Here is an 11673-nt window from a genome sequence, read left to right on the forward strand (position 1 = left end):
TCATTTTTTTATTTTGAACCTAAAATGAGTTAATCATCATCATAACTTATTCCCTTTTCAGCCAAAAAGTCATTTTGGGCCTGAACCACTTCTGCACTTGTATCTGCCTCGGAATAGCTTTCAAGCAGGTCATGGTTAAGTTCCAGAAATGTGTGTCCCCATTTAAAGCCGTTTAAGATATCTCTTGCCTCATCCTTAAAGCGAGTAATATACAAAGTAGCTGATATCGCCTCGACTGTTGAGAGTATGCATGGCTTTCCATAGTTTACGGGGTTTGTAGCTATAAGAAACGGCAATGATCTGTGGTATTTCGATAAAGAAAAGAATTTTTTAGAACTTGACACCTCATTCCATGAACAGTCAAGCCCTACAATTCCTCTTCTTTGAACAAATCTATAGTCTTCATATGATACGGCTTTCTCAGCATACGGATTCAGTACAATGGCTCCTCCAGGAATCTTATTGATATTATAGACCAGCCTGCATTTGCCCAGCTTTTCCATTTTTATGGAAGTACATTTTTTCCTGTCGCATTCGTCTGCATGAAAAACCGTGATTTTCATATTTATCCTTGTATTGCTGATAAGTTTCCGGCGTTTACCTGATGTATCAGGTCAATCTGTTCGTTGAATTCCTCTTCACTTAATCCGAACTCTTCGTTTACTGATGGAACATTGCTGCTTTGTTTTAAAGAGATTGTTTTAAGCAATGGCTCAATGTAGTTAGTGTAAGCATCACCGAATGTGTTTAAAGTGAAGTTGACTTTACTTAAATCACCGAAAATTGCATAAATCACATATCCCTGTGATTCCTGCTGTGATTCACAGATTATGATACCCATTGAATGATTTGAATTTTCATCCGTAGTGTTGTTGACAACAGGCATTGCTTCGCCAAAGTAAATGTTCCAGTCATTTCCATTGTATGAACGTTGTTCGGGACCGATTACGCCCTGGAACTTATATATTTCCATCAATGCGGAAGAATTGTCTAAAGTAGTTAAGTTATAAGTAATATTATGTTCGCTGTCGGTGTATGAAGCCACAAATGACTCGTTGGTATTTGCCTTTACGACATTTCCACAAAATGATCCTGCCATAAAGTCTGTTGTAAAAGCAGTAGTCGGACCGTTGTTAGTCAATGCGCCGGTTGCAAAGACAACTGCAAGTATGGCTATGATGACAACGACCACAGCGATAATTATCATGTTTTTCTTTTCCATTTTAAAACTCCGTTAATTTTTTAACAATTATAATTATAATAAAAGTATTTAATATAACTTTACTTAAAATATTATATTATAGTTCATTAGGTGATAGAATATGGATAATAAAGTTCGCGGTATTTTAATCGGTAGGATGCAGCCTATCCATAAGGGCCACATACAGGTTATTAAAAAAGTTTTGGAAGAAGTTGATGAGATTATTATTGGTATCGGCAGCGCCCAGCTAAGCCATGAATTGAAAGATCCATTTACTGCCGGTGAACGTATCGTAATGGTTACACAGGCTTTGGCTGAGGAAAACATCGACCCAGGCAGATATTACATCATTCCTATGGAAGACATCAATTTCAATGCCATATGGACGGCTCACGTCAAGATGATGACTCCTCCATTTTCCATAGTCTATTCCGGCAATCCATTAGTTAAGCAGCTCTTTGCAGAGGAGGGTTATGAGGTCAGAAATCCTCCGTTATACGACAGACTCCATCTGTCAGGCAGTGAAGTGAGAAGAAGAATGCTTGCTGATGAGAACTGGCAGGAACTTGTAGCCGAATCCACAATTGAAGTTATGGATGAGATTGATGGTGTCTTAAGACTTAAAAATTTATCCGTAAAAGAGATTAGTGAGTTATAACAATAGTTATATAGCATTATGATTATAGTAATAAATGAGGTTATATTATGGTTGTAAAAGTAATTGAAGGAAAAGAAGACAAAGTGACAATGCACGATCTGCTCAATGACTTGAAGAAAAATACAAAAATCGACTACTGCGGTGCAATATTTTCTTTTGAAGGAATAGTCCGTGGAAAAGAAGAAAACATGGATTTGGAAAAATTGATCTTAACCACACCTGACAAAGAAAAGACAAAAGAGGAAATTGAAGCTATCGTCGAAAATGCCAAAATAAAATACAATGTCGCTGAAATATCCGTCGTACATTACCTTGGAGAATTCTACACTGGAGATAGCTTATTTTTAGTAGCGGTTTTAGGCGGACACAGGGGAGAAAGCCTTGATGCACTAAAAGAAGTCATTGAAAAAGTCAAGTTTGAAGTGGAATTCAAAAAAGAAGAAATTTCCAAACAGGGAACAAAAACCATCCTCGCTGGAGGATAAATGAGCATAATCTTAATTATTAAGTTATTAATACTATTATTTGCCGTTTATTTTACAATTAAGCATTTAAAATTCATAATAGTATTAATATTACTTATAATAATTCTGTTTGTATTACCTGGTTTTTTAGGCTACAGTTTGATTTAAAAAAAAGAGTTTAAGAACTGGATTAATCCAGTCTATTTACCAATAATTACTTCAGTAGATTTAATTAAAGCAGTTACATCATCACCATCTTTTAAACCTAATCTTTCAGCAGATTCTTTAGTGATAACGGCAGTGATAGTGTTAGGATTTTCAACTTCGATTTTAATATTAGCCATTACAGCACCTAACTCAACACTAGCAACTTTACCTTTTAACTGATTTCTAGCACTTAATTCCATCCAAATCACCTATTTACCTACAATAACTTCAGTAGATTTGATCAAAGCAACAACATCGTCACCTTCAGCTAAACCTAACCTTTCAGCAGACTCTTTAGTGATAACAGCAGTGATAACACCAGGTTCACTTACTTCAATTTTAATATTAGCCATTACAGCACCTAAATCGACACTAGCAACTTTACCTTTTAACTGATTTCTAGCACTTAATTCCATTATAATCTCTCCTATTCATTAAATTTATTTTCCTACAATAACTTCAGTAGATTTGATCAAAGCAACAACATCGTCACCTTCAGCTAAACCTAACCTTTCAGCAGACTCTTTAGTGATGACTGCAGTAATAGTGTTAGGGTCTTCCACTTCGATTTTAATATTTGCCATTACAGCACCTAATTCGACATTTGTTACTTTTCCTTTTAATTGATTTCTTGCACTAAGTTCCATTTAATACATCTCCTATAAGTTGTATGTTAATATGTTGTATCGAATTGTATATAAATGTTTCGTTTTTTGGTAAATAAAGAATTTTGAAATCGATTACTGAAAATGATTCACATCGATAGAATCGAAATGAAATAATATATTAAAGAGTAAATTCAAAAATAGATATATGAAAATAGAACTGGAATCAATAGGAACAATTCATACACAATTTACTGAAATTGAAGGAATGCCAATCCAACCTACTGGAGCAAAGGGTGTTAAAGGGTGCATTGTTATAAAAGAGAAGTTTGTTGATGGACTAAAGGATTTAGAGGATTTTTCACATATTAATATTTTATATTTACTTCACAAGGTCGAAGGATACTTTCTCGAAGTAAAGCCCTTTATGGATAACGATACACATGGAGTTTTTGCTACAAGATCTCCAAAAAGACCTAACCGCATAGGCTCTTCTGTTGTAAAAGTAGACAAGGTTGAAGGAAATAAAGTATATGTATCAAATATTGATGTACTCGATGGAACACCACTTTTGGATATCAAGCCTTATGTTCCCCAATTATATGAAGACACAATTGAAGATTTAAAAATAGGCTGGTTTGAAAATAACCACAAAAAAGCAAAATCACAAAAATCAGATGACAGATTTAAATAGGAAAGTTAATTGAAACTTTCCTTAAAATTCTTTTTTTATAAGCCATTAATGGCTGCAACAATCAATTGAATTGTTGATTCCACATCGTCCATACTGCATACGCTTACTGGAGTGTGGATGTATCTTGTAGGGACTGATAAAACACCAGTTGGAATACCTTCACGGGTCAAGTGAATTGCAGTACCGTCAGTTGTTCCGCCGTCACTGACTTCCAACTGATAATCTATGTCATTTTCGTCACCGGCATTAATGAGCAAGTCCTTAACTGATTGCTGGGTCAATATTCCACGTCCGCTTGCATCTGCCAAAATGATGGCCGGACCTTTACCCATGACCACAGGTGCCTCTTCAGGTTTGATTCCAGGATGGTCACCGGACAATGTCACGTCAAGTGCAATAGCTAAGTCAGGATTTAATTTGAATGATGAAGTTTTTGCCCCTTTAAGACCTACCTCTTCCTGTACGGTTCCAACACCGTAAACAGTAGCTCTGGTTTCAACTCTTTTTAATACTTCCATCATGACATAGCATCCTACACGATTATCAAGAGCCTTACCCATAATCAGATTGTTAGGATATTCGACAAACAATGCATTGAATGTCATTTTGTCTCCGATACGAACCATCTTTTCCGCATCTTCCTTGTCCTTTGCACCGATGTCGATAAACATATCATCCGCTTTGACAACCTTATTTCTTTCTTCCGCTTTGGTTACGTGAGGCGGTTTTGAACCGATAACACCGACAATGTCATCTCCAACACTGCTGTGGATAGTTACAGTCTGATTCATCAACATCTGATCATTGATTCCACCGATATTTGAGAATTTAATAAAACCGTTATCGTCAATATACCTTACCATCAAACCGATTTCATCCATGTGGGAAGCTAACATGACTGTAGGTGCTTTTTTCTCACCTTTTTTTGTAGCAATCAGGTTTCCCATACTGTCACGTTCAATAGTATCGGCAACATCTTTTAATTCTCTTTCAATAATTTTAGCGATTTCTTCTTCGGAACCGGATACTCCCGGTGCTAAAGAAAGTTCTCTCATTAACTCCATCTTATCACCATTATAGATTTTAAATTTTTTACTATATAAAAATTTTTTAACAGGAAAAGTGTTAAAAATATTTTCTTAATATATAAGTATTTCGATTTTAATTTTTTTATCAAAAATTGATTATTTCGAATTAATTTATGATTAACATATAATATAATAATTAAAAAATAATTTTATAATAAATTAGTATTATTTAATAAAATAAGATAATTTAATTTATTCTTAAGATAAATACACTAATTAAACCAATTAAAATAAAAATAGTTAACTTTATATACTATGTCGTATAACATTAACATAAGTAATTTAATTTTAACAGAATTACTTAAGGTACTTAAATACTTTTTGCAAAAAGAAATTTATTTATGATTACTATGAGAACCATGATAAAATATTTAAGACAGGAGCTCAAAATGAGCCAAAAAGAACTTGGGGAGAAAGTTGGAGTTACCCGCCAAACCATAAATTCTCTTGAAAACGGCAGATATAACCCATCTTTATTTCTGGCCTACGAAATTACCCAGGTCTTCAATAAAATGTTGTTCAAAGGTGATCGAGAAAAATATTTCATTATGGAAGAAATATTCATCTTTGACGATGATTACTACTAGAGGTTGAAAAAATGATTTTAGACATATATAAGGATTCACTAGAATATTCGGCTAAAGACTGGAAAACACTGATAATACTGGGAGTAATATCCATATTCAGCTTTTTGTTGCTGCCGGCATTTCTGATTACAGGATACAATTACAGGGTCATCAATACTGCTGTTCACGGAATAATCAACGGAAGAGACCAGTTACCTGAATTTGATAGTATAATAGACATGTTCATTGATGGAGTAAAATATGTGGTTGTTCAAATAGCCTATCTGCTTATTCCAGTAGTGATATTTCTGATATTTGCACTTGTTGCAAGTCAACTCATCGGCGTAGCATCCACCGCAATAATGTTTATCGGAAGCTTAATTACTTTTGTTGCATTAGTGATTTCCTGCCTAATGAGCCAGATGGGAATCTGTCACATGGCATACAATGACGGTGCACTTTCAAAAGCATTTGCAATAAGTGAAATTAAAGAAGTGATTGACGAAATCGGCTGGTTTGAATGCATCATAACCTATGTGGGCTTAGTGATAATAACTGTTGTCCTATTCTTTGTTGTTACTGCAATCATCGGTTTGATATTTACTGTATTCGGACTTTCAGGATTTGCAATGGGCGTTGATGCAAGCGGAATATTTGCCTTAGGAGCATTGATTAATATAATAATAACCACATTTATTGTCGGACCTTACTTAAGCATATTCAATTCAAGATCCATCGGATTACTCTACACAACCCAAATTTAAGGTGGAATTATGGCGAGCATAACTGACAACATTTCAGAAGGATTGAAATATCCATTTACAGATTTGAAAAAGCTTGTAACATTTGGAGCGTTCTTTGCTGCATTGAACATCATTTTCTTTGCAATATCCGAACTGACTGTTAAGATAGTTAAAGTATTTGCCCTAACAAGAGGTAATACATTAGCCCTGAAGTTTTCACAAATCCCGCAGGACAATATCTATGCAATTGCAATATTGGCCATAATCAGCTTCATTATCTCCCTGATAATTATGGGATATCAGTATAATGTGATGAAATTCTCAATCGATGAAAAAAATGACCTTCCAGGATTGGACGATATTGCAAATATCCTAATCAATGGGGTTAAATACTTTGCTGTAGCTTTAATCTACAATATCCTTCCAATCATTGTATTTGTAGTCGGCGTTGAACTGCTGGCTTTCCAAAACGGAGATTATATCGTTTCAATCATTGCACTAATCCTTTTCATAATATGCAATTTCCTCCTCATAATGGGACTGGCAAACATGATTGACAGCGATAAATTTACAAAGGCATTCGATTTAAGGGAAATAACCGACAAAATCTCTAATCTTGGATGGGTCAGATATGTTGGAATAATCCTTTTTGCGGTTTTAGTCTATGTGATAATCATGATATTCATCGGCGTGATAATGATGATTTTATCAACATTCATTGCATTGGCGGTTAATCAGGCGATAATGCTTGCAGCAATAATATCAATTATAGAAGGACTGTTCATTTCCCCTTACATGAGCATATTCTTCAACAGAGTATATGGATCTGTTTACAAAGAGTCAATTCAATAATTGAACTCTTTATTTTTTTAATTTTAACGAAAATCTGACAACTTTTTGAAAAAAATAGTTGATTGTTAATAACTTATGATTAATAGGTGATAATATGAGTGATTATGTAATAGAAACTTCAAATCTATCAAAGAAATATTCGAATGATTTGGTTGTAAATTCCATAAATATGCACGTTGAAAAGGGAAAAATCTATGGGCTTCTTGGAAAGAACGGAGCCGGAAAAACCACTACAATGTGCATGCTTTTAAATCTAGTATATCCAAGCAGCGGAGAAATTCTTCTTTTTGGAAAAAATCCCAAAAAACATTCAAAAGAAATCTATTCAAATATAGGGTCCATTATTGAGACTCCAGGATTTTATGAGAATTTGACAGCATATGAAAACCTAAAGATTATTTCTAAAATAAGAGGAAATTACAATCCTCACTATATAAGATTGGCACTGGAACTTGTTGATTTGGAAAAACACAACTCTAAAAAATTTAAAGATTACTCCTTGGGAATGAAGCAGCGTTTGGGAATAGCTGCCGCAATCATGCACAATCCTGATTTATTAATCTTGGATGAACCGATTAATGGCCTTGATCCCTTCGGAATCAAGGAAATCAGAACATTACTAAAAAGATTATCCCACGAATATGGAATAACAATACTGATTTCAAGTCACATCCTGAGCGAAATAGAAAATATTGCTGATGTCATCGGATTTATGGATAACGGCGTGCTGATTGATGAAATCTCAAAAGAAGAACTCCATGACAGACTGGACAAATTTGTTGAATTTGAAGTGTCCGATATCGAATCATCCATTAAAATCCTTAAAGAACTTGGATTTAGGCAAAATTATGACTTTTGCATTACAGATGAAGGAACGATTCAATTATATTCACATATCGAATCAAGAGATGAAATTAACACAATATTCGTTAATTCGGGCATAAATGTCAAAAAAGTGAACTTATGTGAAGAGAATCTTGAGGAATTTTTTACAAGAGTAATATCAAATAGCTAAGGTGATTTAATGTTAACTTTCATAGAAATGGAATTTTTAAAGCTTAAAAGATCAAATATATTTTTGTTGAGCATAATCGGAGCAATTCTGCCTCCACTTTTAATGTTTATTGCAGTTACGGCATTTGATGAAGGCCAAAACTTTGAAGCATTGTTTACAAATGTTAATATGTACATGTCCGCAATGTTTGCGATTCTTCTTTTCGCAATAATCATATCCTATCTTTTCGGAAGGGAATATAATGAGCATACATTGAAATCAATGCTGACAATCCCAATATCAAGAGGAAAGTTCTTATTAAGTAAATATATAATGTTTTTAGCTTGGATTATAATTTTAACAGTAGTTACAAGCATATCAGCAGCAATATTCGGATTTATTGCAGGACTTGACGGATTTACAGTGAAACTGTTAATAGACAGCATTGCCCAGCTTCTGTTTGCCAACATATTATTGTTCCTGACATTTTCCCCTTTCGTATTTGTTTCACTGTTCATTACGAATATGGTTCCTGCAATGGTTGGTGGTGCCGGTTTGTCACTGGTGAATCTGATGATATACGGGCAGAGCTGGGCTCCATTTGTTCCATGGACATGCCCATATCTGATTGCATCAGGCGAGATAGCTGAGTACGCCACAAGCATTTCCGTATCCTATGGGATTATACTGGCAACTTTCCTTATTGGACTGGCCATATCCTACATTTACTTTACTAAAAAGGATGTTCCCCTTTAATATTCACCAATTAACTTTGGTGAATAACTTATTTTTTAGCTTAATGCCTGAATCCTGTTTTTCGCAACGTTTCTTACGTATTCATTCTCATCATTGAGTGAAACGTTTTTGAGAACTTTCTTACTTACGATCTTTTTAACGCAGGCTTCCCTTACTCTCCAGGATTTATCCTTTTCTAAAATATCAGTTAATGTGCTCTGGCTTCTTATTTTGGAAACGCATCTGACGGAAATGTCCTCATGAATATTCTGCTCATAGATTTTAACAATGACATCCTCATCATCAATCTTATTCAATGCCTTAAGGCTGAATTCCACGTCCTTGTTTGCCAGAATGATTTCAACCAATACCTTCAGCTCATCGATGTTGTCTAGAGTATCCTTTCTGACAGAAGCTAATTTTGCCTCATGCAATATTTTAACGTAAGCGGATTCGGATTTGATGTTTTTCATCGCTTCAAGAGCAATGTCCTCATGGGCAGTGTTTATTGCAATATTTACAAAATCATCTTCTGAGGTTATGTTGGGGTTTGTCACTGCATGAGTCCTTACGAAAGAATCCTCATCGGTTAAAGCAATCTCAACCAGCACGTCATGATCTGTGATTTTTTTAACGGCAGTCTGGCGTGAAAACCTGTCTGAATCGCTGCGGGCTACCTTAACTAATGTATCCTCATCACTTATCTTTTTGATTGCTTCGCTTCTGACAACATTATCCTCATCGCTCAAAGCTATATCACATAAAAGCTTTTCATCATCAATGATTTTAACCAGATCAAGTCTGACATCAGATTTTTTGGAGTTTAGAACAATGTCCTTGATTAAATCCTGATTTGTGATTTTTTCAAAAATGATGCTTCTGATTTTAGCGTTATCTTCCTCTTTGGCAATTTCAACTAACTTACCCTCATCTGAAATCTTTTCAATGGCTGCAAGCTTGACTCCACTGTCCGAATCTGTCAGAACGATTTTTTGAAGAGTATCCTCATCTGTGAATGAATCCTTTAAAACAGCTGCCTTACGAATGGATTTGTCTTTAGCCTTGAAAACTAAATCCATCAATATTTTTTCATCATTTATTTTTTCAAGGGCTTCCTTTCTGTACTTTTTGTCCTTTGCTTCGATTGCAATGTCTTTAAGGGTTTCTTCATCTTCAATCTTGTTGAAAATCTCTGTTATTTGAGGGGATTTTTTCTGGTTAATTACCATTTCAGCAATGGATTTGTTGTTTTCTCCCAACCTTTCATAGGCAAAGCTTCTTACATCATAGAAATTGGAGTTTCGGGCTGCATCCCACAATAAATCTTCATCTTCAATTTTGTTTGCTGCCATCAGCCTTATTGCCCTGTCCTTAACGTTTTTGGCCAAATCCAAAGCAACAAACTGATTTGTGATATTGTTTACTGCAACTGCCCTTTCATTCCTGTTCTTGCTGTTCATTGCGATTTCCTTAAGCTGAAGCTCGACTTCGGGAATTTCAATGTCTTTTGGAATTTCTCTTATCTCTTTTTCCTTTTTTTCCTTTTTATCTTTTTTGAATCTGTCAAATAACCCCATTTTAAGCACCTATTCGTAATTAACCTCTTCATACATTTTTGCCAAAAAGTCAGCCAGTGAAACGATATCCTGCCTGTTATGTTCTATTATTGGAACCATAGGCCCTATATTGTTTTCGCTGAGATAAGTATTATAATATCCTGGAATGTACTGACCGGGAACGTCATCAACCCTTTCAAGTCCGAACTTGTATTTTTCAATTGTCTGCAGCTTGCAGTCAGGAAGCTCATCCCCCCATAAATATTTTGCAAAATACATCAGATCCAGATGGGCCAAGTCAAAATCCACATCCAGCCTGTGATAATTAAGCCTGTTTTTTATGAAAGGCACATCAAATGTCTTTCCGTTGAAAGTGACATGCACTGAATTTTCATCCAGATGTGAAAAGTATGCCTTTAAAACAGCAAGCTCCTCCTCCAGATCCCTCAGGAAGTATTGTGAGGAAATTATGTTATTTCCTTTGATTTCGGCAACGCCAATCAATATGATGGGAACGTTGGAAAGTCCTAAAGTTTCTATATCCATGAATTTAAAGTTACTGACATCAGGGACACTTACACATTTGATTAAATTGTCCCTGCACTCTTTTCCATATTTATTCTCATTGAGCAAATCAATTATACTTGAAAATGACATTTCGTCGAAATTTTCCAAAAATTCGCTTGCATTTCTTTTATAAGAATCATGGTTTAAAAGTGATTCTATAGTATCATAACCCTGTTTTTTTAATTTTTCTTCGGTTTTTATTCCAATTTTGGGAAGCAACTTCAAATTATGATTCATTTGATTTTTAAAGTTATTGTCAGCTAAATCGAAATTTATTTTTTCCTTTTGAACGATACGTAAAGTCTCGCCATAAGGCGTTTGAATCACTTCACTACCTTCAATATCAGTTAATTTTTTATCCCGATACTTGACAAGTAGCTGTTCCTTTAAATCATTGTAATATGCTGGTGAAACTTTCCTATATTCATCAAATGAAAAATTTTCCGAACTTGGAGAGTTTTTAAGTATTGAATTAAGCATGTAATTTTCATGTTCTAAGTCTTGCATCACATATTTATTATATAATAGGTTAAATATAAAAATTTTTAATAAAGTATACTTGAATTTTTATAAAATACAAATAAGTATATATAGTAAAAGGTACATAATATTTAATTGGCTACGAAAGTAGCTAGAGATGTAGATTAAAACAGCCAAACTTTAAAATTCATTTCTCTAAAACAAGCTTGTCAAACAAGTGATTAGGTGGGTAATGCCCATTACCTACCTAATATCCCATAAAA

Annotated in this window: 16 protein-coding genes; 8 read left to right on the forward strand and 8 right to left on the reverse strand. The window is 34.5% G+C overall.

Annotation, left to right across the window (positions count from 1 at the left end; all coding sequences use genetic code 11):
- Nucleotides 1-29 precede the first annotated feature (29 nt).
- Together ACKI2W_RS03410 and ACKI2W_RS03415 are read right to left on the reverse strand one after the other, a co-directional pair.
- Entirely contained in the window at nt 30-563 is a 534-nt protein-coding gene (locus ACKI2W_RS03410) for a DUF367 family protein (protein WP_407379243.1), read from the reverse strand.
- A gap of 2 nt (nt 564-565) precedes the next feature.
- Complete coding sequence (locus ACKI2W_RS03415) at nt 566-1222, reverse strand: hypothetical protein (protein WP_407379245.1); 657 nt, start codon at nt 1220-1222, stop codon at nt 566-568.
- 100 nt (nt 1223-1322) lie between these two features.
- Between ACKI2W_RS03415 and ACKI2W_RS03420 the strand changes: the two genes are divergently transcribed.
- Entirely contained in the window at nt 1323-1859 is a 537-nt protein-coding gene (locus tag ACKI2W_RS03420) for a nicotinamide-nucleotide adenylyltransferase (protein ID WP_407379247.1), read from the forward strand.
- 47 nt (nt 1860-1906) lie between these two features.
- Entirely contained in the window at nt 1907-2344 is a 438-nt protein-coding gene (locus ACKI2W_RS03425) for a molybdenum cofactor biosynthesis protein MoaE (RefSeq protein ID WP_407379249.1), read from the forward strand.
- Between the two features lie 179 nt (nt 2345-2523).
- Here the strand turns inward: ACKI2W_RS03425 and ACKI2W_RS03430 are convergent, their stop codons facing one another.
- From ACKI2W_RS03430 to ACKI2W_RS03440, 3 genes are read right to left on the reverse strand one after another with little or no spacing between them, the layout of a single operon-like run.
- Complete coding sequence (locus ACKI2W_RS03430; protein WP_407379251.1) at nt 2524-2730, reverse strand: molybdopterin-binding protein; 207 nt, start codon at nt 2728-2730, stop codon at nt 2524-2526.
- 9 nt (nt 2731-2739) lie between these two features.
- Nucleotides 2740-2946, reverse strand: coding sequence for a molybdopterin-binding protein (locus ACKI2W_RS03435; RefSeq protein WP_407379253.1), 207 nt, complete (start codon nt 2944-2946; stop codon nt 2740-2742).
- A 24-nt stretch (nt 2947-2970) separates the two neighbouring features.
- Entirely contained in the window at nt 2971-3177 is a 207-nt protein-coding gene (locus ACKI2W_RS03440; protein ID WP_407379255.1) for a molybdopterin-binding protein, read from the reverse strand.
- Nucleotides 3178-3343: 166 nt separating this feature from the next.
- Here ACKI2W_RS03440 and tsaA point away from each other — a divergent pair, with 166 nt between their 5' ends.
- Nucleotides 3344-3829, forward strand: coding sequence for a tRNA (N6-threonylcarbamoyladenosine(37)-N6)-methyltransferase TrmO (gene tsaA, locus ACKI2W_RS03445; protein WP_407379257.1), 486 nt, complete (start codon nt 3344-3346; stop codon nt 3827-3829).
- Nucleotides 3830-3864: 35 nt separating this feature from the next.
- Here tsaA and ACKI2W_RS03450 read toward each other — a convergent pair whose 3' ends face one another.
- A complete protein-coding gene (locus ACKI2W_RS03450) occupies nt 3865-4893 on the reverse strand; it encodes a M42 family metallopeptidase (RefSeq protein WP_407379259.1) in 1029 nt (342 codons plus the stop codon).
- A gap of 374 nt (nt 4894-5267) precedes the next feature.
- Here ACKI2W_RS03450 and ACKI2W_RS03455 point away from each other — a divergent pair, with 374 nt between their 5' ends.
- The 5 genes from ACKI2W_RS03455 (at nt 5268) to ACKI2W_RS03475 (ending at nt 8828) form a co-directional block, all read left to right on the forward strand.
- Nucleotides 5268-5504 (forward strand): helix-turn-helix transcriptional regulator, encoded by a 237-nt coding sequence (locus ACKI2W_RS03455; RefSeq protein ID WP_407379261.1) that lies wholly within the window; start codon nt 5268-5270, stop codon nt 5502-5504.
- A gap of 11 nt (nt 5505-5515) precedes the next feature.
- Nucleotides 5516-6247, forward strand: a complete 732-nt coding sequence (locus ACKI2W_RS03460) for a DUF4013 domain-containing protein (RefSeq protein ID WP_407379263.1) — start codon at nt 5516-5518, stop codon at nt 6245-6247.
- Nucleotides 6248-6256: 9 nt separating this feature from the next.
- Nucleotides 6257-7078 (forward strand): DUF4013 domain-containing protein, encoded by an 822-nt coding sequence (locus ACKI2W_RS03465; RefSeq protein ID WP_407379265.1) that lies wholly within the window; start codon nt 6257-6259, stop codon nt 7076-7078.
- A 94-nt stretch (nt 7079-7172) separates the two neighbouring features.
- Nucleotides 7173-8093 carry an ABC transporter ATP-binding protein gene (locus ACKI2W_RS03470; protein ID WP_407379267.1) on the forward strand — a complete coding sequence of 307 codons (921 nt, stop codon included), beginning with the start codon at nt 7173-7175 and terminating at the stop codon, nt 8091-8093.
- Between the two features lie 9 nt (nt 8094-8102).
- Nucleotides 8103-8828, forward strand: a complete 726-nt coding sequence (locus ACKI2W_RS03475) for an ABC transporter permease (RefSeq protein ID WP_407379269.1) — start codon at nt 8103-8105, stop codon at nt 8826-8828.
- A gap of 35 nt (nt 8829-8863) precedes the next feature.
- Here the strand turns inward: ACKI2W_RS03475 and ACKI2W_RS03480 are convergent, their stop codons facing one another.
- Both ACKI2W_RS03480 and ACKI2W_RS03485 read right to left on the reverse strand, forming a co-directional pair.
- A complete protein-coding gene (locus ACKI2W_RS03480; RefSeq protein ID WP_407379271.1) occupies nt 8864-10384 on the reverse strand; it encodes a HEAT repeat domain-containing protein in 1521 nt (506 codons plus the stop codon).
- Nucleotides 10385-10393: 9 nt separating this feature from the next.
- Nucleotides 10394-11440, reverse strand: a complete 1047-nt coding sequence (locus tag ACKI2W_RS03485; protein WP_407379273.1) for a ribonuclease H-like domain-containing protein — start codon at nt 11438-11440, stop codon at nt 10394-10396.
- Nucleotides 11441-11673 lie beyond the last annotated feature (233 nt).

This window comes from Methanobrevibacter sp. (assembly GCF_045603845.1).
Lineage (GTDB): Archaea > Methanobacteriota > Methanobacteria > Methanobacteriales > Methanobacteriaceae > Methanocatella.